The sequence below is a fragment of the Zoogloea sp. LCSB751 genome, from assembly GCF_002028455.1.
Taxonomy (GTDB): domain Bacteria; phylum Pseudomonadota; class Gammaproteobacteria; order Burkholderiales; family Rhodocyclaceae; genus Zoogloea.
The window spans coordinates 60,683-81,459 of sequence record NZ_MWUM01000012.1 but is presented as its reverse complement, the minus strand read 5'-3'; the positions used below and the strand labels follow the sequence as shown (position 1 = coordinate 81,459).

19 protein-coding genes and 1 riboswitch are annotated in these 20,777 nt (G+C 67.1%); of the genes, 10 read left to right on the top strand and 9 right to left on the bottom strand.

Annotated elements, in window-relative coordinates:
• Window positions 1–70: 70 nt before the first annotated feature.
• Together B4920_RS14740 and B4920_RS14735 are read right to left on the bottom strand one after the other, a co-directional pair.
• The gene (locus tag B4920_RS14740) at window positions 71–1,189 is read right to left on the bottom strand and encodes a phosphoserine transaminase (RefSeq protein ID WP_079435460.1); all 1,119 of its coding nucleotides are present in this window, start codon (window positions 1,187–1,189) and stop codon (window positions 71–73) included.
• A 10-nt stretch (window positions 1,190–1,199) separates the two neighbouring features.
• Window positions 1,200–2,417 carry a RimK family alpha-L-glutamate ligase gene (locus B4920_RS14735; protein ID WP_079435459.1) on the bottom strand — a complete coding sequence of 406 codons (1,218 nt, stop codon included), beginning with the start codon at window positions 2,415–2,417 and terminating at the stop codon, window positions 1,200–1,202.
• 290 nt (window positions 2,418–2,707) lie between these two features.
• Between B4920_RS14735 and B4920_RS14730 the strand changes: the two genes are divergently transcribed.
• The 4 genes from B4920_RS14730 (at window position 2,708) to B4920_RS14715 (ending at window position 6,519) form a co-directional block, all read left to right on the top strand.
• Window positions 2,708–3,133 carry a cytochrome c gene (locus B4920_RS14730; RefSeq protein ID WP_079435458.1) on the top strand — a complete coding sequence of 142 codons (426 nt, stop codon included), beginning with the start codon at window positions 2,708–2,710 and terminating at the stop codon, window positions 3,131–3,133.
• A 26-nt stretch (window positions 3,134–3,159) separates the two neighbouring features.
• Window positions 3,160–4,539, top strand: coding sequence for a cbb3-type cytochrome c oxidase subunit I (locus B4920_RS14725; RefSeq protein WP_079435457.1), 1,380 nt, complete (start codon window positions 3,160–3,162; stop codon window positions 4,537–4,539).
• 318 nt (window positions 4,540–4,857) lie between these two features.
• Entirely contained in the window at window positions 4,858–6,159 is a 1,302-nt protein-coding gene (locus B4920_RS14720; protein ID WP_088179476.1) for an ammonium transporter, read from the top strand.
• A 36-nt stretch (window positions 6,160–6,195) separates the two neighbouring features.
• Window positions 6,196–6,519, top strand: coding sequence for a hypothetical protein (locus tag B4920_RS14715; protein ID WP_079435456.1), 324 nt, complete (start codon window positions 6,196–6,198; stop codon window positions 6,517–6,519).
• Here the strand turns inward: B4920_RS14715 and B4920_RS14710 are convergent.
• Together B4920_RS14710 and B4920_RS14705 are read right to left on the bottom strand one after the other, a co-directional pair.
• Window positions 6,498–7,931, bottom strand: coding sequence for an AAA family ATPase (locus tag B4920_RS14710; RefSeq protein WP_079435455.1), 1,434 nt, complete (start codon window positions 7,929–7,931; stop codon window positions 6,498–6,500). The two genes, B4920_RS14715 and B4920_RS14710, sit on opposite strands and share 22 nt — an antisense overlap.
• A 65-nt stretch (window positions 7,932–7,996) precedes the next feature.
• Entirely contained in the window at window positions 7,997–8,878 is an 882-nt protein-coding gene (locus B4920_RS14705; RefSeq protein ID WP_079435454.1) for a toll/interleukin-1 receptor domain-containing protein, read from the bottom strand.
• A gap of 151 nt (window positions 8,879–9,029) precedes the next feature.
• On the opposite strand from B4920_RS14705, the gene B4920_RS14700 reads away from it, so the two are divergent.
• The 3 genes from B4920_RS14700 to B4920_RS14690 all read left to right on the top strand — a co-directional run bounded on the left by B4920_RS14700 (window position 9,030) and on the right by B4920_RS14690 (window position 13,906).
• A complete protein-coding gene (locus B4920_RS14700) occupies window positions 9,030–9,269 on the top strand; it encodes an oxidoreductase-like domain-containing protein (protein WP_079435453.1) in 240 nt (79 codons plus the stop codon).
• Between the two features lie 49 nt (window positions 9,270–9,318).
• A riboswitch (S-adenosyl-L-homocysteine riboswitch) is annotated at window positions 9,319–9,390 on the top strand.
• 85 nt (window positions 9,391–9,475) lie between these two features.
• On the top strand, window positions 9,476–13,177 hold the full coding sequence (metH, locus tag B4920_RS14695; protein WP_079435452.1) for a methionine synthase: 3,702 nt from the start codon (window positions 9,476–9,478) through the stop codon (window positions 13,175–13,177).
• A gap of 93 nt (window positions 13,178–13,270) precedes the next feature.
• Window positions 13,271–13,906 (top strand): trimeric intracellular cation channel family protein, encoded by a 636-nt coding sequence (locus tag B4920_RS14690; protein ID WP_079435451.1) that lies wholly within the window; start codon window positions 13,271–13,273, stop codon window positions 13,904–13,906.
• A gap of 24 nt (window positions 13,907–13,930) precedes the next feature.
• Here B4920_RS14690 and B4920_RS14685 read toward each other — a convergent pair whose 3' ends face one another.
• Genes B4920_RS14685 through B4920_RS14675 form a run of 3 tightly spaced genes read right to left on the bottom strand, consistent with a single transcriptional unit; the run spans window position 13,931 to window position 15,584 of the window.
• Window positions 13,931–14,728, bottom strand: a complete 798-nt coding sequence (locus B4920_RS14685; protein ID WP_079435450.1) for a CbbQ/NirQ/NorQ/GpvN family protein — start codon at window positions 14,726–14,728, stop codon at window positions 13,931–13,933.
• Window positions 14,725–14,997 carry a cytochrome C oxidase subunit IV family protein gene (locus B4920_RS14680; RefSeq protein ID WP_079435449.1) on the bottom strand — a complete coding sequence of 91 codons (273 nt, stop codon included), beginning with the start codon at window positions 14,995–14,997 and terminating at the stop codon, window positions 14,725–14,727. Before B4920_RS14680 ends, B4920_RS14685 begins: the two co-directional genes overlap by 4 nt.
• A complete protein-coding gene (locus tag B4920_RS14675; protein ID WP_079435448.1) occupies window positions 14,994–15,584 on the bottom strand; it encodes a cytochrome c oxidase subunit 3 family protein in 591 nt (196 codons plus the stop codon). Before B4920_RS14675 ends, B4920_RS14680 begins: the two co-directional genes overlap by 4 nt.
• Window positions 15,585–15,731: 147 nt before the next feature.
• Here B4920_RS14675 and B4920_RS14670 point away from each other — a divergent pair, with 147 nt between their 5' ends.
• Window positions 15,732–16,691 carry a diguanylate cyclase gene (locus tag B4920_RS14670; RefSeq protein WP_079435447.1) on the top strand — a complete coding sequence of 320 codons (960 nt, stop codon included), beginning with the start codon at window positions 15,732–15,734 and terminating at the stop codon, window positions 16,689–16,691.
• Between the two features lie 39 nt (window positions 16,692–16,730).
• Here the strand turns inward: B4920_RS14670 and B4920_RS14665 are convergent, their stop codons facing one another.
• Complete coding sequence (locus B4920_RS14665; RefSeq protein WP_079435446.1) at window positions 16,731–17,045, bottom strand: hypothetical protein; 315 nt, start codon at window positions 17,043–17,045, stop codon at window positions 16,731–16,733.
• 112 nt (window positions 17,046–17,157) lie between these two features.
• Here B4920_RS14665 and B4920_RS14660 point away from each other — a divergent pair, with 112 nt between their 5' ends.
• Together B4920_RS14660 and B4920_RS14655 are read left to right on the top strand one after the other, a co-directional pair.
• Window positions 17,158–18,420 carry an AmpG family muropeptide MFS transporter gene (locus B4920_RS14660; RefSeq protein WP_079435445.1) on the top strand — a complete coding sequence of 421 codons (1,263 nt, stop codon included), beginning with the start codon at window positions 17,158–17,160 and terminating at the stop codon, window positions 18,418–18,420.
• Between the two features lie 20 nt (window positions 18,421–18,440).
• Window positions 18,441–19,148 carry a uracil-DNA glycosylase family protein gene (locus tag B4920_RS14655; RefSeq protein WP_079435444.1) on the top strand — a complete coding sequence of 236 codons (708 nt, stop codon included), beginning with the start codon at window positions 18,441–18,443 and terminating at the stop codon, window positions 19,146–19,148.
• Between the two features lie 56 nt (window positions 19,149–19,204).
• Here the strand turns inward: B4920_RS14655 and B4920_RS14650 are convergent, their stop codons facing one another.
• Complete coding sequence (locus tag B4920_RS14650) at window positions 19,205–20,749, bottom strand: helicase HerA-like C-terminal domain-containing protein (RefSeq protein ID WP_079435443.1); 1,545 nt, start codon at window positions 20,747–20,749, stop codon at window positions 19,205–19,207.
• Window positions 20,750–20,777: the final 28 nt, after the last annotated feature.

The window sequence follows — 20,777 nt, the reverse complement described above, 5'->3', positions numbered from 1 at the left end:
CCCTCTGTGCGTGACTTCACCTCCGCGGGCGAATGAATTCGCCCCCAACAGCAGCAGTCCTGCTGCGTGCTCAGGGGGCCGGTGCCCGCCGCCGGAAGCCGTCCATGAAATCCACCAGCTTTTCGACGGCGGCCAGCTGCAGACCGTTGTAGATCGAGGCGCGGATGCCGCCGATGCTGCGGTGGCCATTCAGGCCCGAGAAGCCGGCCGAGCGGGCCTCCGTGATGAACGCGGCTTCCAGTTCCGGGGTCGGCAGGCGAAATACCACGTTCATCTTCGAGCGGTCGGCGGGGGCCGCGTGGCCGGTGTAGAAGCCGTGGCTGGCGTCCAGCGCGCCGTACAGCCGCGCGGCCTTGGCGGTGTTGCGGCGGTCCATCTCGGCGAGCCCGCCGATGTCCTGCAGCAGCCAGCGGGTTACCAGCAGCACCACGTAGATGGCGAAAACCGGCGGGGTGTTGAGGATGGAGTGGGCGGCGATCTGCGCCCGGTAGTCGAGGAAGGCCGGCAGGTCGTCCGGCGCGTTGGCCAGCAGTTCGTCGCGCAGTACCACCACCGTCACCCCGGCCGGGCCGATGTTCTTCTGGGCGTGGGCGTAGATCATCGCGAAGCGGCTGTAGTCGCCCGGCGCCGACAGGAAGTCGGAGGACATGTCGCAGATGCGCGGCACGTCGTCGCGGCCGAGCACCCGGTGGAACTGCAGGCCCTCGACGGTCTCGTTGGAGACATAGTGCAGGTAGGGCGCCTGGGGGTTGAAATCGAGTTCGTCGTCGGCCGGCAGTTGCCGGAAGCGACAGGACTCACCGCTCCACAGCACGCGCACCGGCCCGACCTTGCGCGCCTCGGGCAGCGCCTTGCCGCTCCAGTAGCCGGTGTGCAGGTAGTCGGCGGGTTCCGTGCTGCCGGCCAGCAGGCTCATCGGCAGCATGGAGAACTGCTGGGTGGCACCGCCTTGCAGGAAGAGCACGCGGTAGTCCGCCGGCAGACCCATCAGTTTGCGGATGTTGTCCTCCAGTTCGCTGACCACCGCCGCGAACCAGTCGGAGCGATGGCTGATGCCGAGGATGGACAGGCCGACGCCGGGCACGGCCTGGATGGCTTCCTGCACCTGCTGCAGCACGACGTCTGGCAGCACGCCGGGGCCGCCGGAGAAGTTGAGCGCGTTCAGCGGGTTGGATGCTGGGATGGTCATCGGTGGGCGCTCAGAGCGGGGTGGGCCGGGAAGCCTGGAGACGGTAAAGATAATCCTCGAAAGCCTGCCTCACCTTCAGCATGTGCACCTGCTTGTAGGGGAAGAGTTCTTCCGGGTCCATCGCATGGACCACCATCGCGTGGTCGATCTCGAAGATCAGCAGCGTGCCGTCACGGGTTTCGGCGCAGTCGATGCAGAGGTAGTCCAGCCCCGAGCGGCGGTGGATCGCCTCCAGCGCGGTAGCGTGGCGTGCGGCGAAGTCGGCGAAGCCTTCCATGAACGCGAACTCCGCGGCGCGCTTGGCGGCGTCCTCGTACATGCCGGCGTTGAGGTAATGGATCATCCAGTGGGACGACACGCCCATGTGGCAGGGGAAGGGCTGGCCGTCGATCAGCGCCACGCGCAGCTTGCGGAACAGGCCGTCGGGGCCGCTGTAGTCGATGAAGTTCGACAGGTAGAAGCTGTTTTCGGGCTCGGCCGCCAGGTAGGCGTCGATCTCCGCCGCACTGTCGATGCGCGCCAGACCGTGGCCGCCGTGGGAGCCGGTAGGCCGCAGGATCACCGGGAAGCGGCCGCCAGGGAAGCTGTCTTCGATGGCCCGGCTGCCGTCGGCGAAGGCAGCCAGGGCGGACCGATCCACCGGCCAGGTGGCCGGGATCAGCAGGCCGGGGACGCCCTGCAGCAGCGCGCTGGCGGCCTCGCGTTCCACGTTCGGAATGTATTGCGGGGCGTTGATGACCGGCTGTGGCCAGTGGGCAAGCAGCGGCACGAGGGCGTCGAGGATGGGTTGGCTGGTGTCGGTGACAGACAGGCCCACGAGGACGGCGTCGTGCTCCGGCAGATCGGCGGGCAGCGGCTCGGCCTGGCTGACGTACTGGTAGATCAGCTCCACGTCGCTGTCCTCGAGCAGGCAGTCGATCGGCGTGTTCTCGGCCAGGTCGCCGGCATTGAGCAGCACCAGCAGGCGGTAGCGGGCCGGCTGGCGACGGGCCGGCAGGGTGTAGCGGCGCTGCATCTGCAACGCCTGGCCCTGAATCGTCAGGCCGAGCTCCCGCTCGCCGAGGGTGAAGAAGGCGGTGGCCAGGTTCATCCACAGGTTGGGGTTGTCCTGGTCCTGCCGGGCCTGCTCCAGCAGCACTTGGGCCACCTGGCGCAGGTCACCGCCGGCGATGCTCAGGCGCAGAAAGGGGGCAAGGCCGATGAAGTCGAGTTCGGGGCGGAGCGGCATGGCGGGGCGCGAGGCGCGGGGATCGTTCGGACGGTCGCGATTATCGGGCCTCGCCGCAGGGCTGACTACCGTCGTGTTTCACGGCGACCATCCGGTCGTCCACCGGGGTCTCCCATCCGGCATGCCGCACCGCCTGGCGGGGGCGCGCGGGCGTATTCCCATGGCGTTGCGGGGCGTCGGCCGCGGAGCGCCATCCGGCGCCCTTGACCCGAGTCAAGGACGTCGCCCCCCGCGATCCGGAACATCCGGCCCAAGCTGCGCCGTGCAGCGAAGCCATCCAGGGAGGTTCCATGAGCGGGACATTCACAAAATCCATGGCGCGTAACATCTTTTACGGGGGCACCGTGTTTTTTGCGCTCCTGTTCCTCGCGCTGACCTTCGATTCGATGCAGACCATCCCCAAGCGGGACAACCACGCCAATCTCACCCCGGCCGTCGTGGCGGGCAAGAAGGTGTGGGAGACCAACAACTGCATCGGCTGCCACACCCTGATGGGTGAGGGCGCCTACTTTGCACCGGAGCTGGGCAACGTCTACAAGCGTCGCGGCCCCGAGTTCATCAAGGCGTGGATCCAGTCCCAGCCCACCGGCGCGCCGGGCCGTCGCCAGATGCCCAATTTCCACCTGACGGAACAGCAGCTGAATGACCTCGTTGAATTCCTGAAGTACTCGTCGGAAATCAACACCGCCAACTGGCCGCCGAACATCGAAGGCTGATCGCCGATCTGAAAGGAGCCATCACCATGCAATATTCCTCCCAGTCGGTCGCGAAGCCCTACTTCATCGCGGCCATCGGGTTGTTCCTCGGTCAGGTGCTGTTCGGCCTGATCATGGGCCTGCAGTACGTCATCGGGGACTTCCTGTTCCCCGCCATCCCGTTCAACGTGGCCCGCATGGTCCACACCAACCTGCTGATCGTCTGGCTGCTGTTCGGCTTCATGGGCGCGGCTTATTACATGATCCCGGAGGAAACCGAGACCGAGCTGTATTCGCCGAAACTGGCGATTGCGATGTTCTGGGTCTTCCTCGTCGCGGGGGCGGCCACCATCCTCGGCTACCTGCTGGTCCCCTACGCCACGCTGGCGCACCTGACCGGCAACGACATCCTCGAGACGATGGGGCGGGAGTTCCTTGAACAGCCGCTGATCACCAAGGTCGGCATCGTGGTCGTCGCGCTGGTGTTCCTGTTCAACCTCACGATGACCATGCTGAAGGGCCGCAAGACCTCGATCAGCCTGGTGCTGATGATGGGTCTGTGGGGCCTGGCGGTGTTCTTCCTGTTCTCCTTCTACAACCCGTCCAACCTGGTGCTCGACAAGTACTTCTGGTGGTGGGTCGTGCACCTTTGGGTCGAAGGCGTGTGGGAACTGATCCTCGGCTCCCTGCTGGCCTTCGTGCTGATCAAGGTGACCGGCGTCGACCGCGAAGTGATCGAGAAGTGGCTGTACGTGATCATCACCCTGACCCTGGTCACCGGCATCATCGGTACCGGCCACCACTACTTCTGGATCGGTACGCCGGAATACTGGCAGTGGTGGGGTTCCGTGTTCTCCGCGCTGGAGCCGATCCCGTTCTTCGCGATGACCGTGTTCGCCTTCAACATGGTGAACCGCCGCCGCCGCGAGCACCCGAACAAGGCCGCCACCCTGTGGGCCCTGGGCACCGGCGTGATGTCCTTCCTCGGCGCCGGCGTGTGGGGCTTCCTGCACACCCTGGCTCCGGTGAACTACTACACCCACGGCACGCAGATCACCGCCGCCCACGGTCACATGGCCTTCTACGGCGCTTACGCGATGGTTGTTCTCACCATCATCAGCTACGCGATGCCGATCCTGCGCGGTCGTGCCGCCAACAGCGAGCGTTCCCAGGTGCTGGAGATGTGGGCCTTCTGGCTGATGACCGTGGCGATGGTGTTCATCACCCTGTTCCTGACCGCCGCGGGCATCCTGCAGGTGTGGCTGCAGCGTTACAGCAGCACCCCGATCCCGTTCATGGCGGCCCAGGACCAGATCTCGATCTTCTACTGGCTGCGTGAAGGCACCGGCGTGATGTTCCTGATCGGTCTGCTGCTCTACATCGTCAGCTTCTTTGTCGGCGGCAACGAGAAGGCCAAGGCGGCCTGATCCTTCGCTTCCTGACGCGGTAACGTAGCAAAGCCCGGCTCCGGCCGGGCTTTGCGCATTTTGGGGCGGTCCGGAGCCGGATCGGCAGGGCGGAGAAAGCCTGTCGGGGCGAGTTCATTCGCCCTCGGACTTTGCCGTACTGGCTGCAGGCGGATGCCAGCGGTCTGCACCAGGCCGGTGCTTCATGTCGGGTGAGTGAGCCATCCGGGGGCGCAAGAGGCGCAAGAACAGGGGTTTTCCGGCCGATTTTGCCCGGCACAAGATTTGCTGCATGTGCACATGCGCCACCTGGGCGCTGTCCGTCTGCCGAAAGTGTTCATGCCGAAGAGTCCCGTCCTGTCCGCCCTGGTCCGCCATGCCGCGCTGCCCTCGTTCCTGTCACTGCTTTCCGATGTCGTCCTGGCGGGGCCGCCGGCCCATTCCGACGCCGGCAACACCGCCTGGATGCTGACGGCGAGTGCGCTGGTGCTGTTGATGACGCTGCCCGGCGTGGCGCTGTTCTACGGCGGCATGGTCCGGCGCCGCAACGTGCTGTCCACCATGAGCCAGAGCGTGGCGATTGCCGCCGTGGTGACGCTGACCTGGTGTCTCGTCGGCTACAGCCTGGCGTTGCGACCTGGTTCTGCCTGGCTGGGCGGTCTTGACCGCCTGTTCCTCGACGGCCTGGAGCTGGATGCCCTGGCCGGGAATGCCGGGGCCGGCATTCCCGAGTCGGTGTTCGCGATGTTCCAGCTCACCTTCGCGATCATCACCACCGCGCTGGTGCCGGGTGCCTTCGCGGAGCGCATGAAATTCTCGGCGGTTCTGCTGTTCGCGGCCCTGTGGTCGGTGCTGGTGTATGCGCCGGTGGCCCACTGGGTGTGGGCGCCGGGCGGCTGGCTGGCGACGATGGGGGCGCTGGATTACGCCGGCGGCACCGTGGTGCACATCAACGCCGGCGTAGCCGGTCTGGTCTGCGCCGTGGTGCTGGGGCCGCGGGATGGTTTCGGCCGGCAGGCCATGACCCCCTATAACCTGGCCCTGACGCTGACCGGCGCGGCGCTGCTATGGGTGGGTTGGTTCGGTTTCAATGCCGGCTCGGCGCTGGCGGCCGACAGCCGCGCCGGCATGGCGATGCTGGCCACCCCGCTGGCGGCGGCGACGGCCGCGGTGGCCTGGATGGGTACCGAATGGCTGATGCGCGGCCGGCCGAGCGCCCTCGGCCTGGTGTCCGGCGCGGTCGGCGGGCTGGTGGCGGTGACGCCGGCGTCCGGCTACGTCACGCCGCAGGCGGCGCTGCTGATCGGCCTCGTCGCCGGTGTCGGCTGCTACCTGGGCGCCACGCTGCTGAAGCGCATGCTCGGCTACGACGATGCGCTGGACGCCTTCGGCATCCACGGTGTCGGCGGTATCCTCGGTGCGCTGCTGACCGGCTGGCTGGCTTCGCCGGCCATCGGTGGCGTGCGGGGCGACCTGCTGGCCCAGCTGGCCGGCATTGCCGCCACGCTGGTCTATAGCGGCGGGGCCACCTTCTGCGTGCTGCTGCTCGTCGACCGCCTGGTGGGCTTGCGGGTGGACGAGCGGACCGAAGCGGAAGGCCTTGATCTCGTCGAACACGGCGAAACCATCGGCCACGCCTGATCAACCCATTTTCAACGGAACCGGAAAGGAATCGCGATGGAATCCGATACCGTCATCTACGGCCTGCTGGGCCGTATCCACCTGCTGCTGCGCAGGGTCAGCAACCGCATCACCGACGTGGAATACATGCGGGTGAACAAGGACTATGCGCGGGAGATCGTGCGCCTGGCCCTGGAGGCCGGCAATGCGGAGCTGGCCGACCTGGCCACGCGGTTGACCGCCGCCATGGGGCTGGAGGAGTCGTCGGCCGACGGTGACGCCGCCAACGACCGGGTGGCCCGGGGCCTCCTCGAGCGGCTGCGTTCATCCCGGCCCAACGCTACCCACCCGACCGAGCGTTACGTCGGTTCCCTGCGCTGAGGCGGCGGGATGACGCGGGCCTGCTCGTCCGCGTCGAGCGCTTCGATCCACTCCAGCTGCCGTTCGAGCACTTCGACGGTGGCTTCGGAAGGGTCGTTGCGGCGGGCCCGCAAGCGGCAGCGCAGTTCGTCCAGTGGCGCCTCGCAGGCGAGGATCGCGAATTCGGCGCCGTGGCGCCGGGCCAGCTCGGCGAAGCTGTCGCGTTCGCTACGCTTGAGGAAGGCCGCGTCGACGATCACCGACCAGCCGGCGTCGAGCATCCGGCTGGCCAGCTCGGCCAGCCGCGTGTAAGTGCGGCGGGTTGCCTCCGGGGTATAGATGCCGCCGGCCACGCAGGAGCGGCTGCTGGCCAGCGGTGGCAGTCCGAACAGGCGCTTGCGTTCCACGTCGGAGCGCAGGCGCAGCGTGGCGGCGTGGGGATCGGCGCGCAGCAGTTCGGCGCTGAGGCTGCTCTTGCCGGAGCCGGACAGGCCGTGGGTGATCACCAGTCGCGGGCGGCGCGGTGCGGTCAGGCGCTCGGCCTGGGCCAGATAGTCGTCGGTGGTGTCCGGCTGGCCGGCGAAGGCGGCGACCTTGGCGCGCACCATCGCCTTGTACACCGCGTAGAAGCGCAGCACCGGCACCGCGTCGAAATCGCCGGACTCGGTCAGCCATTCGTTGAGCAGCCAGGCGGCCAGCCCCGGTCGTTGGTGGTCGAGCAGGTCCACATAGGTGAAGGCCAGCTCGGAGGCCACGTCGATCCAGCGGAAGTCGTCGTTGAACTCGATGCAGTCGAAGGGGATCACGTCGCCATGCAGCAGAACCAGGTTGCCCAGGTGCAGGTCGCCATGGCATTCGCGCACCCGGCCGGCCGCCTTGCGGGCTGCCAGTTGCGGGGCGATGCGGGTGAATTCAGCTTCGCTCCAGGCTTCCAGGCGGGCGAGGCGCGGCGCGGCGTCCGGCCGCAGGTCGCGGATGGCGGTGAAGTTGTCGATGGCGGGGCTGCGGATCTGCTCCGGTTTGCCGAAGCGGCTGTCGGCCGGGGCCGTCGCCGCGGCCCGGTGGAAGGCATGCACGACGCGGGCGAGGGCCGACAGGTGAGCGGGCGTCAGCGCACCGCGGGCGCACACGTGGTCGAGGCGCTGGCTCTCGGCGAAGCGGCGCATCTTGATCGCCCATTCTCCGCTGTCGCCGACCGGCTCCAGGCCCAGGTAGAGCTCGGGCGCGAAGCGCCGGTTGAGGCGCAGTTCCTCCTGGCAGAAGAACTGCCGGCGGGCCGCCGAGCTGTAGTCGAGAAAAGGCAGGGTAATCGGCTTCTTCAGCTTCCAGGCGAAACCGTCGGCGAGCAGCAGCCAGGAGATATGGGTTTCGACGAGCTTGGCGCCGAGCTGTGCGCGGAAGTCTTCGAGCCAGGGAGGGAGCGGGGCGGACATGGCGGCATTATCCTCTCCCCGCGTTGCAGCATGCGGGCAAAACCGGCTGTTCGCCCGCTTTGGCGCTAATGCCCGGCGCGCGGGCCGTACTCCACGGTGACGGCCGCAGGGCCCGGGGCACCGAGGCCCTGTGGCCACCAGGCTGCGGCATCGAGGGCGGGCAGGACCAGGGGATGCAAACGGCCCTGCCGGCTCGTCTCCCACAGGTTGAGGCGGGCCGTGGCCAGCTGGTCCTGCCACAGCCGCAGGGCGGCCAGCCAGGGATTGGCCTGCAGGACTTCGGGCCGGTCGTCCGGCTGGAAATCGCCGGCCATCCCCTGGGCGGGGTGGTCGGCGAGCAGATTGCCGAGGAAACCGAACTGCCACTGGAGCAGGGACAGCCAGTAGTCGAACGGGGCCCGCTGCAGATGGTGCAGATGGCGTTCCAGCAGGTCCGGCGTGACGCTGTCGAGGGCGGCGGCATCCATCGTGGCTTCGGCCAGGAAGTGGCGTACGTCGGCCTTGCGCAGCACCTTCGGGTAGATGCCCAGGTACTCCTGTTGTGGGGGCAGTTGCGCGCCTTCGGCCAGGTAGATGCCGATCCGCTGGGAGCTCTGGCGGCCGTCGAAGAAGCCCAGTTCCCAGGGCACCCAGCGTGACTGCGCGGTGTTCGGCCCGATCACCAGGATCAGGCTGGCGGCCTTGCGCATGATCTTGCGCAGGCGTTCGGCGGTGCGTGCATCGACGGTGTCGGGATCCATCTCGGGCGCGCTGTCCTGCTCGTCGAAGTAGGCCTCGTAACCCAGCGTGTCGCGGATGTGCCGGTACAGGTCGCGGGCCAGCTCGATGTCGCCGGCCTGGTGGGAGACGAACACGTCGTAAGGGTGGTCGGGGGGCGCCGTCCCTTCACGCTCCTGACGGGGGCGGGAGGCGGCCTTGGGGCGTTTGCTGGTGATTTCTCGGGGCATCGGAACGCTCCTGTCGGTGAGCTCGATACCCGGCGGGCATCGCAGCCGATCGCAGTCTTGAATCTAGTTCAGCGCGGAGGGAGAGTCCATCGACCTTTGGGGGCGCTCCGCGCCGTCGTGTTATCGTCGCGGCCCCGCCGGAGCTGCCGCCATGACTGCGTTTGCCGATCCCTTCACCCGTCGCTCAACCAACCTCGCCGAGGCCGAGGCGCAGATCGCGGCGATCCGCAGCCTGCTCGCCGCCGCCGGGCTGGCGCATCGCAATCCGCCGCCGGCGCCGACCAGCTGCTGCGGGCGCGGCTGCAACGGCTGCGTGTGGGAAGGCTTTTATGCGGCCCTCGGCTGGTGGCGGGATGACGCCCGCGAATTGCTCGCCGCTGCCAGCGCCTGAACGCTGCCCGATCTTGGCAGATGGACTGAAAACCCCGTAAAATCCGCCCCTTGCCGAGGAGCGTTGCGACCTGCGAAAGCCGTGGGCCAGGCTCGGCAATCATCAACGGCGCTCGCAAACCTTCCAGCCGGGTTTGCCGCGCCGTTCGCTTTTGCGTCGCTGCAGCGCATTTCTCCCGGCTGACAAATCCGTACCGAGGTAGATCCATGCAAGCCGACCGCACCGCCGAACTCCAGTCCGCCCTGACCCACCGCATCCTGATCCTCGACGGGGCGATGGGCACGATGATCCAGCAGCACAAGCTCGGTGAGGCCGACTACCGCGGCCAGCGCTTCGCCGATCATCCCAAGGACCTGAAGGGCAACAACGACCTGCTGGTGCTGACCCGCCCGGATGTAGTGGGCGGCATCCATCGGGCCTACCTGGAAGCCGGTGCGGACATCATCGAGACCTGCACCTTCAACGCCACCCGCGTGTCCCAGGCCGAGTACGGGCTGGGCGACGTGGCCTACGAGCTGAACGTGGAGGGCGCCCGCCTGGTGCGTGAGCTGTGCGACGAATTCACCGCCGCCAACCCGGCCAAGCCACGTTTCTGTGCCGGCGTGGTCGGCCCCACGTCGCGCACCCTGTCGATCTCGCCGGACGTGAACGATCCGGGCTTCCGCAACATCAGCTTCGATGCGCTGGTCGATGACTACTACGACTCGGCCCGTGGCCTGCTCGAAGGCGGCGCCGACATCCTGCTGATCGAGACCATCTTCGATACGCTCAACGCCAAGGCGGCCGTCTTCGCCGTCGAGAAGCTGTTCGCCGACATCAAGCAGCGCGTGCCGGTGATGATCTCCGGCACCATCACCGACGCCTCCGGCCGCACCCTGTCCGGCCAGACCGCCGAGGCTTTCTGGAACTCCCTCAGCCACGCCCAGCCGATCAGCTTCGGCCTCAACTGTGCGCTGGGCGCCAAGGAGCTGCGCCAGTACGTGGATGAGCTGTCCACCGTCTGCGACACCTTCGTCTCCGCCCACCCCAACGCCGGCCTGCCCAACCCGCTGTCGCCCACCGGCTACGACGAGACGCCGGAGCAACTGGCCACCGAGATCGTCGAATGGGCGCGCAGCGGCCTGGTGAACATCGTCGGTGGCTGCTGCGGTACCTCGCCGGCGCATATCAAGGCGATTGCCGAGGCGGTCGCGCTGGTCACCCCGCGAAGCATCCCGCACATCGAGAAGAAGCTGCGCCTGTCCGGCCTGGAGCCCTTCAACGTCGGCCCGGAATCGCTGTTCGTGAACGTCGGCGAGCGCACCAACGTCACCGGCTCCCGCGCCTTTGCGCGGATGATCCTCGAAGGCCGCTTCGACGACGCGCTGGCGGTGGCCCGCCAGCAGGTGGAGAACGGCGCGCAGGTCATCGACATCAACATGGACGAGGCCATGCTCGATTCGCTGGCCGCGATGGAGAAATTCCTCAAGCTGATCGCCTCCGAGCCGGACATCTCCCGCGTGCCGATCATGCTCGACTCCTCCAAGTGGAGCGTCATCGAGGCCGGCCTCAAGTGCATCCAGGGCAAGGGCGTCGTCAACTCCATCTCCATGAAGGAGGGCGAGGCCGAGTTTCTGCGCCAGGCGCGCCTGTGCCGCCAGTACGGCGCGGCGGTGATCGTGATGGCCTTCGACGAGAAGGGCCAGGCCGATACCTTCGCCCGCAAGACCGAGATTTGCGCCAAGGCCTACGAACTGCTGACCGGCATCGGTTTTCCGCCGGAAGACATCATCTTCGACCCGAACATCTTCGCGATCGCCACCGGCATCGAGGAGCACGACAACTACGCGGTGGACTTCATCAACGCCGTGGCGTGGATCCGGGAGAACCTGCCCTACGCCAAGATCAGCGGCGGCGTGTCCAACGTGAGCTTCAGCTTCCGCGGCAACGACCCGGTGCGCGAGGCGATCCACACGGTTTTCCTGTACCACGCCATCAAGGCCGGCATGAGCATGGGCATCGTCAATGCCGGCATGCTCGGCGTCTATGACGACCTGGAGCCGGAGCTGCGCGCCAAGGTCGAGGACGTGGTGCTCAACCGCAACCCCGGTGCCGGCGAGGCGCTGGTGGAGTTCGCGCAGACCGTCAAGGAAGGCAAGGCCAAGGATTCCGGTCCCGACCTGTCGTGGCGCGAGCAGCCCGTCGAGGCGCGCCTCAGCCACGCGCTGGTGAAGGGCATCACCGATTTCGTCGTCGCCGACACCGAAGAGGTGCGCGCCAAGCTGGCCGCCGAAGGCAAGCCGCCCCTCGCGGTGATCGAAGGCCCGCTGATGGCCGGCATGAACGTGGTGGGCGACCTGTTCGGCGCCGGCAAGATGTTCCTGCCCCAGGTGGTCAAGTCGGCCCGCGTGATGAAACAGGCCGTGGCCCACCTGATCCCCTTCATCGAAGAGGAAAAGGCCCGCACCGGCGCCACCAGCAAGGGCAAGATCGTCATCGCCACCGTGAAGGGCGACGTGCACGACATCGGCAAGAACATTGTCGGCGTGGTGCTCGGCTGCAACGGCTACGACATCGTCGACCTGGGCGTGATGGTGCCCTGCGACAAGATCCTTGCCGCAGCGAAGGAGCACGGCGCCCAGGCCATCGGCCTGTCCGGCCTGATCACGCCGTCGCTGGAAGAGATGAGCCATGTGGCGTCGGAGATGAAGCGCCAGGGCTTCGATGTGCCGCTGCTGATCGGCGGCGCCACCACCAGTCGCGCCCACACCGCGATCAAGATCGCCCCGCACTACGACCAGCCGGTGATCTACGTGCCGGATGCGTCCCGCGCGGTCGGCGTGGTGACCAGCCTGCTGTCCGAGACGCAGAGCGCCAGCTACGCTGCCGAGGTGGCCGCCGACTACGAGAAGATCCGCGCCCAGCACGCCGGCAAGAAGGGCGTCACGCTGGTCAAGCTCGAGGAGGCCCGCGCCAATGCGTTCAAGTGGAACGGCGACCCGGCCTACGTGCCGCCGAAGCCAGCCCAGCTGGGCGTGCAGGCCTTCGACATCGACCTCGCCGAGCTGGTGGATTACATCGACTGGGGCCCGTTCTTCCAGACCTGGGACTTGGCCGGCAGCTACCCGAAGATCCTCCACGACGACATCGTCGGCGAAACCGCCCGCGAGTTGAAGTCCGACGCCGAAGTGATGCTGGCCCGCATGGTCGCCGAGCAGGACACCAACCCGTGGGTCAAGGCTCGCGCGGTGGTCGGCCTGTTCCCCGCCAACGCGGTGGGCGACGACATCGAGATCTACGCTGACGAGTCACGCAGTGAGGTGCTGATGAGCTGGCACGGCCTGCGCCAGCAGCATGAACGCCCGGCCGGCAAGCCCAACTACTGCCTGGCCGACTTCGTGGCTGGCAAGGACAGTGGCGTGGCCGACTACGTGGGGGCCTTCGCGGTGACCGCCGGCCTCGGCATCGAGGGCCGCCTGGCCGCCTACGAGCGCACCCACGACGACTACCACGCGATCATGCTGAAGGCGCTGGCCGACCGCTTCGCCGAAGCCGCCGCCGAATGGCTGCACGCCAAGGTGCGCAAGGAGCTGTGGGCCTACGCGCCGGCCGAGACCCTGAGCTGCGACGAGCTGATCAAGGAAACCTACCGCGGCATCCGCCCGGCGCCGGGCTACCCGGCCTGCCCGGACCACACCGTCAAGGGCGACCTGTTCACGCTGCTCGACGCGCCGGCCAACACCGGCATGGGCCTCACCGAGAGCTTCGCGATGACGCCGGCGGCGGCGGTCAGTGGCTTCTACTTCGCCCACCCGGACAGCCATTACTTCGCGGTCAGCAAGATCGGCCAGGACCAGTTGGCGGACTGGGCGGCGCGCACCGGCATGACGGTGGACGAAGCCCGCAAGTGGCTGACGCCGCTGCTGTAATACGCCGATCGCGCAAAACGGTCTAGATTGGAGGGCGGCTGTGGCCGCCCTCCGCGCTTTTCAGGGGGCTGGTACAGACACCCCGTTTCCACCATGAAGATCGAACTCCTCCTCACCGCCATCGAAATCGCCGCGACCATCGCTTTTGCACTGTCGGGTCTCATCGAGGCCACGCGCAAGCGCATGGACGTCATCGGGGTGTTCTCGGTGACCTTCGTCAGCGCTTTCGGCGGCGGCACTTTGCGCGACGTGCTGCTCGACCGTCGCCCGCTGTTCTGGGTGCAGCATCAGGAATACGTGTGGCTGGTGCTCGGGATGACGTTGATCACGCCGCTGCTGCTGCGCGCGCGCCGGCTGCAGCTGACCGATACCCTGATGGAGGCCGCCGATGCCTGCGGGCTGGGCCTGTTCGCCATTTCCGGCGCGTCGGTGGCGCTGGCGGCGGGCATGCCGGGCATCGTCGCGGTGCTGATGGGGGCCATCACCGCGGTGTTCGGCGGGGTGCTGCGCGATGTGTTGTGCAACGAGATTCCGAAGGTTTTCCACGACCACCGGCCGTACACGCTGTGCGCCTTCATTGGCTGCGGCTTGTTCCTCGGCCTGCATGCGCTGGGCGTGGCACCGCAGCTGTCCACGCTGACCGGCATCTGCACCATCACCGGCCTGCGTCTGTTGGCCGTGGGTCGGGGCTGGCGGATTCCCGCCTGGCCGCCGGAAAAGGGGCGCTGACGCGTCGCCCCAGGGCCGCCGGACTCAGCGCCCGAAGGTCGCCTTCACCACCTCGAGCAGCGCGTCTGCCACATCCTCGTCGTCGGTGAGGCTCTCCACCAGCGCCGAGCGGCAGGCGTCCACCGGGTCGAGGCCGACCTTGACGAGCTTGGCGGCGTAGACCAGCAGGCGCGTCGATACCACTTCTTCCAGGTCCACGTCCTTCAGGCTGCGCAGGCGCTGGGCGATGGAGACGAGCTGGCGGGCCAGCAGCGGGTCGCAGGCTGTTTCGCCGACGAGGATGGTCTCTTCACGGCTGGCTGCCGGGAAGTCGAAGCGCAGGCTGACGAAGCGCTGGCGGGTGGACGGCTTGAGGCCTTTGAGGAAATTCTGGTAGCCCGGGTTGTAGGACATCACCAGCATGAAGCGGTCCGGCGCGTGCAGGACTTCGCCGGTGCGCTCGATGGGCAGCGTGCGGCGGTCGTCGGCCAGCGGGTGGATCACCACCGTGGTGTCGCGGCGGGCTTCCACCACTTCGTCCAGGTAGCAGATGCCGCCTTCGCGCACCGCGCGGGTCAGCGGACCGTCGCACCACACCGTCTGGCCGTCGCCGAGCAGGTGGCGGCCGACCAGGTCGGCGGCGGTGAGGTCGTCGTGGCAGGCTACGGTGTACAGCGGCAGCTTGAGGCGGGCGGCCATGTGAGCCACGAAGCGCGTCTTGCCGACGCCGGTGGGGCCTTTGATGAGCAGCGGCAGGCGGTTCTTCCAGGCCTGCTCGAAGACCGTGATCTCGTTGCCGGCGGCTTCGTAGAAGGGGATTTCGGTGGGCAGCGGTGCGTTCATTTGAGGGCGATCCAGTAGGCGATGGCGATCAGCGCCGAGACGAGCAGCAGCCAGCCGAGGAGCAGGCCGCGCCAGAAGAACTTGACCCCGCGCAGGCCCATGAAGTCGAGCACCACGAGGCGGCCCTTGACGAAGCAGATGGCCAGCAGCGCCGCCATCGCCAAGGGGCCGGCGAGCCCGAAGCGGGCGCCGAACTCGCCGATGCCGAGCGTCGCCAGCGTGGCGAGCATCAGCACGACCCAGACGGTGTTGAGGTGACGGGTGTTCATCGCATCACATAGACGAGGGGGAAGAGGACGATCCACACCAGGTCCACCATGTGCCAGTAGGCCGCGCCGCTCTCGATGCCGTTCATGTCGGCCGGGCCGTAGGCGCCCTGGCGGGTCTTCACCCACAGGGCGACGAGGATCACCAGGCCGAGGATCACGTGCATGAAGTGGAAGAAGGTCAGCGACAGGTAGAACATGTAGAAGGTGTTGGTGGACAGGTTGATGCCGGCGCTGATCTTGTCGGCGTATTCGAAACCCTTCACCACCAGGAAGCCGCCACCGCAGGCGATGCCGGCCAGCAGCCAGCGCGCGCCGGTGGCCGGGCGGCTGCGCCCGACGGCTTCGACGGCGCGCGCCACGCACCAGCTGGCGGTGATCAGCAGCACGGTGTTGACGGCGCCGGCCTTGCGGTCCAGCGTCTGCTGCATCTCGTTGAACAGCTCGACGTTGTGCGCGCGGCCAAAGGCGTAGGCGGCGAAGAACACGCCGAAGGCGAGCAGCTCGGCGAGGATGAAGAACCAGATCGCCAGATCGCCCGGTGGTGCGGACGCCGGGACGGTGTGGTGGGTGTCGGGGGCGATGTCCATGCCGGCAGTTTGATCGCCTGGAGCAGCCAAAACCTTGATCTGTCCCAAGTTCCGCGAGGACTTGTTAAGGCATGTGTAATCAGGCCAATTTCCGGTGTGGACTGCGCTACTATTACTTTCGATATAAAGAAATCGAAAGAGGGCACGATGCGGATTCTGCTGGTGGATGATTCGCGCGCGGTGGCGGCCGTGATGGCTGCCCGATTGACCATTCTTGGTCATGAGGTGACGCAGGCCGAGAACGGTGAGGTGGGGGTCGCGAATTTTGCCTGCTGTCCGCCGGACTTGGTGCTGATGGATGTGGAAATGCCGGTGATGAACGGTTTCGTTGCCGCCGAGCGGATCCGCGCCCTGGAGGCGCGGCAGGACTGGGCGTGGACGCCGATCATCTTCCTTACCGCATCCGACACGCCCGAGAATCTGGTCACCGCCATCGAGGCCGGCGGCGACGATTTCATTGCCAAGACGGTGCCCGAGGCGGTGCTGCAGGCCAAGATGAAGGCCATGGCGCGCATCGCGGGCCTGCGCAAACAGCTCTTCGAGGCCAACTACAAGCTCGAGGCCCTGGCCCACCAGGACGGCCTGACCGGCATCTACAACCGCCGCTACATGGACTTGCGCCTGGATCACCAATGGGGCGAGGCGCTGCGCTGCGGGGCGCCCTTCGGCCTGCTGCTGGTGGATGTGGACAATTTCAAGCGCTACAACGATCACTACGGCCATCAGGCCGGTGATGACTGCCTGAAGGCGATCGCCGGGGCCATTGCCGCGGTGGCCGGGCAAGCCAATGCCGACGGCCTGGCCCGGGATGCCTTCGTTGCCCGCTATGGCGGCGAGGAGTTCGCGGTGCTGATGCCGCGTTGTGCCGAGGCGGATTACCTGAACGTTGCCGAGAAGGTGGTCGAGGCGGTGCGTCGGCTGGAGATCCTCCACGCCCTCAATGCCGACTGGGGCATCGTCACCCTGTCGGTGGGCGGTGCCTACGTGGAGCGGGCGGAAGGCCGCCTGGCACTGCTCTTTCGCAGTGCCGACGCCAATCTCTACCAAGCCAAGCGGGATGGGCGCAATCGCGCGGAGGTGTGCGCCGTCGCCGTCGAGTCGCCCTAGAGCGATAAGGGTTGGTCAGGAAGGCCATCGGCTGGGGGGTCAGCCGACCACGAAGGCTGGCACGTCCACGCGTACTGCCGGCCGGTCGAGGGTTACGCCCACACAGGCTGCGAAGCGCCGCGCCCATTCTCCGCCCTGGGCGAAGCGTGCCTCGCCGGCGTACTTGGCGACATTGAGGATCACGTCGAGGATCAGGATCTTGCCCACTGGATTGCTCGGCGTGCATTCCAGCGCGTCGAACTCCGCCAGTAGCCATGTCCGCGCGCTTTCGCTGCTGATGCTGGCGATTTCGTCCGCGTGCACGGTGAATTCGTATTCCCGGTCGGCCCGCAACACGACGATGACCTGATGCATGCTGTTCTCCGTTGTCCCTTTTGCCAGCCTTGTGGCATTTTTCGGCGCCGGATCGCCGGAAGCAAGTAACCGATTGTTATCATTCAACGCTCGTTCCGAGCGTTTGTCCCCCATGACCGAATCCCCCTGGCGTGCCCTCGCCAATCGCCGCATGCTGATCTGCGTGCTGACCGGTTTTTCTTCCGGGTTGCCGCTGTACCTGCTGCTCAACCTGGTCCCTGCCTGGCTGAAGACCGAGGGCCTGTCCCTGAAGGCCATCGGCGCCTTTGCGCTGATCCAGTTTCCCTACACCTGGAAGTTCGTCTGGTCGCCTTTCCTCGACCGCTACGCGCTGCCGCTGCTTGGCCGGCGGCGGGGCTGGATGGGGGCGACGCAGCTGTTGCTGCTGGCAGCCATCGCCTGGCTGGGCAGCCTGTCGCCGACGGCCAACCTCGGCCTGGTGATAGGGCTGACGGCGCTGATCGCCTTTCTGTCGGCAACCCAGGACATCGTGCTGGATGCCTACCGGCGCGAGCTGCTGCCGGAGATCGAGCTGGGTATCGGTAACGCGATCCACGTCAATGCCTACAAGTTGGCCGGGCTGGTGCCGGGCTCCTTGTCCCTGGTGCTGGCCGATCACCTGCCGTGGGCTGAGGTCTTCCTGGTGACCGCGCTGTTCATGCTGCCGGGCCTGGCGATGACGCTGCTGGTGAAGGAGCCCGCGACGGCGAGCGGGGCGCCGCGCACGCTGCGTGACGCGGTGGTGGAGCCCTTCCGGGAGTTCTTCGGCCGGCATGGGGTGCGTTCGGCGCTGGTGGTGCTGGCCTTCATCTTTCTCTACAAGCTCGGCGACTCCCTGTGTACTGCGCTGGCGACGCCCTTTTATTTGGACATGGGCTTCTCGAAGACGGAGATCGGCCTGGTGGCGAAGAACGCCGGCCTGTGGCCGAGCGTGATCGGCGGCCTGCTGGGCGGCTTGTGGATGATCAAGCTGGGGATCAACCGTGCGCTGTGGGTGTTCGGCTTCGTCCAGTGGTTGGCGATCTACGGCTTTGCGTGGCTGGCCTGGCTCGGCCCGGCCGAGGCCGATGCCGGCCGCCTGGGCGTGCTGGCGGTGGTCATCGGCCTGGAGGCGCTGGCGGTGGGGCTCGGCACGACGGCTTTCGTCGCCTACATGGCGCGCACCACCCACCCGGCCTATACAGCGACCCAGCTGGCTCTGTTCACCAGCCTGATGGCGGTGCCGCGGACCTTCATCAACGCCTCCGCCGGCTGGCTGGTGGAAAGCCTGGGCTGGTTCGATTTCTTCATGCTGTGCGGCGTGCTGGCGGTGCCCGGCATGCTGCTGTTGTTCAAGGTGGCGCCGTGGCGCGAAGTGCGCGTCGCGACCGCCTGAGACTTTCGTTTCCGATACCGATGACGCCTCTCGAATCCGCTGCCCGCACGCTGTGCGACATTCTCGACCCGATGCGCTTTGCCGCGCCGGTGTCCCACGTCTACAACCCGCTCAGTTATGCGTGGGCGCCCAACGCGCTGTACCTGCAGCGTTTTGGCCAGGGCCGCAAGAAGGTGGTCTTCGTCGGCATGAACCCGGGTCCCTTCGGCATGGTGCAGACCGGCGTGCCCTTCGGCGAGATCGCCGCGGTGCGCGACTGGATGGGGATCGAGGCGGAGGTCGTGAAGCCGGCCGAAGAAAACCCCAAGCGCCCCATCGAGGGCTTCGGCTGTGCCCGTTCGGAAGTCAGCGGGCGGCGTCTGTGGGGTTTGTTTGCCGAACGCTTCGGCTCGGCGGAGGCCTTCTTTGCCGAGCATTTCGTCGCCAACTACTGTCCGCTGGCCTTCTTCGACGGTGGGCGCAATGTGACGCCGGACAAGCTGCCGGCGGCCGAGCAGGGGCCCCTGTTGGCGGCCTGCGACGTACATCTGCGCCAGGTGGTGGAGGCCCTGCAGCCGGAGTGGGTGATCGGGGTCGGCGCGTGGGCCGAGCTGCGCGCCCGCGAGGCGCTGGCCGGTCTGCCGCTGAAGTTCGGCCGCGTGCTGCACCCCAGCCCGGCCAGCCCGGCAGCCAACCGGGGCTGGAGTGAAGCGGCGACGAAGCAGCTCAGCGCGCTAGGGGTCTGGTAAGGCTGTACTGGGGCGGTTTTTTCTCCTGCGATGGGCGAATTCATTCGCCCTTTGCGTCAGCGCCGGCGGCCGCTGCTGCCGCCGAGGATGGAGCCCAGCACACCGCGCACGATTTCCCGCCCGATCGTCGAGCCGACGGTGCGCGCCACGCTGCGGGCGGCGGTTTCCGCCAGGCCGGGGTGACGCCCGCCACGTGGCCCGGTGCTGCCGAACAGGATCTCGCTGAGGCCGCCGAACAGGCCGCCGCCGCTGCTTTCTTCCTGCGCGGGGGCGGTATTGCCCGGTATGGCGCTGCCGTTTGCTGCCGATGCGCCATTGCCGGAGGCGGTCGCGCCGGTGAGTTTCTCGAAGGCCGACTCCCGGTCCACCATCTGTTCGTAATGCCCGTAGATCACCGAGCCCTCGATGGCGGCCTTGCGCTCGGCCGGCGTCAGCGGGCCGAGGCGCGATTCGGGGGCGACGATGAAGCCGCGTTCGACGATGGCGGGACGGCCTTTTTCGTCGAGGAAGGAGATCAGTGCCTCGCCGACGCCCAGTTCCATGATGGCCGTCGCGGCGTCGAATTCCGGGTTGGCGCGCATGGTTTCGGCGGCGGTCTTGACGGCCTTCTGGTCCTTCGGCGTGAAGGCCCGTAGTGCGTGCTGGACCCGGTTGCCGAGCTGGCCGAGGACGGATTCGGGCACGTCGAGCGGGTTCTGGGTGACGAAATAGACGCCGACGCCCTTTGAGCGGATCAGGCGCACTACCTGTTCGATCTTTTCCAGCAGGGCCTTGGGTGCTTCGTTGAAGAGCAGGTGGGCTTCGTCGAAGAAGAACACCAGCTTGGGCTTGTCCACGTCGCCCACTTCCGGCAGTTGCTCGAACAGCTCGGCGAGCAGCCACAACAGGAAGGTGGAGTACAGCTTGGGCGAGTTGTAGAGCTTGTCGGCGGCGAGGACGTTGATCACGCCGTGGCCGTCGGCGTCGGTCTGGATCAGGTCGGCGATGTCGAGCATCGGCTCGCCGAAGAACTTGTCGCCGCCCTGGGTCTCGAGCGTCAGCAGGCCGCGCTGGATGGCGCCGATGGAGGCCGCCGAGATGTTGCCGTACTGGGTGGTGAAGTCCTTGGCATTGTCGCCGACGTACTGGATGGTGGCGCGCAGGTCCTTCAGGTCGATGATCAGCAGGCCCTGGTCGTCGGCGATCTTGAAGACCAGTTGCAGCACGCCGGTTTGCGTGTCGTTGAGGTTGAGCAGGCGCGCCAGCAGCAGCGGGCCCATGTCGGAGATGGTGGCCCGCACGGGGTGGCCGGCTTCGCCGAAGACGTCCCAGAACACCGCGGTGTTGGCCCGCGGCGTGAATTCGTGGATGTCGATGGCGGCCAGGCGCTCCTTCAACTTGGCGGATTCGACCCCGGCGGCGCCGATGCCCGACAGATCGCCCTTCACATCGGCCATGAACACGGGTACGCCGATGCGGGCGAAGGACTCGGCCATCTTCTGCAGGGTGACCGTCTTGCCGGTGCCGGTGGCGCCGGTGATCAGGCCGTGGCGGTTGGCCAGCTGGGGCAGCAGGTGGATTTCCTTGTTCTTGGTCTTGGCGATGAGCAGCGGTTCGGTCATGGGGTGCTCCAGGCAAACGGGTGAAGCC

Bases quoted from the DNA above. Each gene is read 5' to 3' on its own strand.
- B4920_RS14665 (WP_079435446.1), bottom strand. From the start codon at position 17,045: ATGCATCAGGTCATCGTCGTGTTGCGGGCCGACCGGGAATACGAATTC.
- B4920_RS14725 (WP_079435457.1), top strand. From the start codon at position 3,160: ATGCAATATTCCTCCCAGTCGGTCGCGAAGCCCTACTTCATCGCGGCC.
- B4920_RS14685 (WP_079435450.1), bottom strand. From the start codon at position 14,728: ATGAACGCACCGCTGCCCACCGAAATCCCCTTCTACGAAGCCGCCGGC.
- B4920_RS14720 (WP_088179476.1), top strand. From the start codon at position 4,858: ATGCCGAAGAGTCCCGTCCTGTCCGCCCTGGTCCGCCATGCCGCGCTG.
- B4920_RS14730 (WP_079435458.1), top strand. From the start codon at position 2,708: ATGAGCGGGACATTCACAAAATCCATGGCGCGTAACATCTTTTACGGG.
- B4920_RS14715 (WP_079435456.1), top strand. From the start codon at position 6,196: ATGGAATCCGATACCGTCATCTACGGCCTGCTGGGCCGTATCCACCTG.
- B4920_RS14680 (WP_079435449.1), bottom strand. From the start codon at position 14,997: ATGAACACCCGTCACCTCAACACCGTCTGGGTCGTGCTGATGCTCGCC.
- B4920_RS14690 (WP_079435451.1), top strand. From the start codon at position 13,271: ATGAAGATCGAACTCCTCCTCACCGCCATCGAAATCGCCGCGACCATC.
- B4920_RS14735 (WP_079435459.1), bottom strand. From the start codon at position 2,417: ATGCCGCTCCGCCCCGAACTCGACTTCATCGGCCTTGCCCCCTTTCTG.
- B4920_RS14705 (WP_079435454.1), bottom strand. From the start codon at position 8,878: ATGCCCCGAGAAATCACCAGCAAACGCCCCAAGGCCGCCTCCCGCCCC.
- B4920_RS14740 (WP_079435460.1), bottom strand. From the start codon at position 1,189: ATGACCATCCCAGCATCCAACCCGCTGAACGCGCTCAACTTCTCCGGC.
- B4920_RS14660 (WP_079435445.1), top strand. From the start codon at position 17,158: ATGACCGAATCCCCCTGGCGTGCCCTCGCCAATCGCCGCATGCTGATC.
- B4920_RS14700 (WP_079435453.1), top strand. From the start codon at position 9,030: ATGACTGCGTTTGCCGATCCCTTCACCCGTCGCTCAACCAACCTCGCC.
- B4920_RS14675 (WP_079435448.1), bottom strand. From the start codon at position 15,584: ATGGACATCGCCCCCGACACCCACCACACCGTCCCGGCGTCCGCACCA.
- B4920_RS14710 (WP_079435455.1), bottom strand. From the start codon at position 7,931: ATGTCCGCCCCGCTCCCTCCCTGGCTCGAAGACTTCCGCGCACAGCTC.
- B4920_RS14655 (WP_079435444.1), top strand. From the start codon at position 18,441: ATGACGCCTCTCGAATCCGCTGCCCGCACGCTGTGCGACATTCTCGAC.
- B4920_RS14650 (WP_079435443.1), bottom strand. From the start codon at position 20,749: ATGACCGAACCGCTGCTCATCGCCAAGACCAAGAACAAGGAAATCCAC.
- B4920_RS14670 (WP_079435447.1), top strand. From the start codon at position 15,732: ATGCGGATTCTGCTGGTGGATGATTCGCGCGCGGTGGCGGCCGTGATG.
- metH (WP_079435452.1), top strand. From the start codon at position 9,476: ATGCAAGCCGACCGCACCGCCGAACTCCAGTCCGCCCTGACCCACCGC.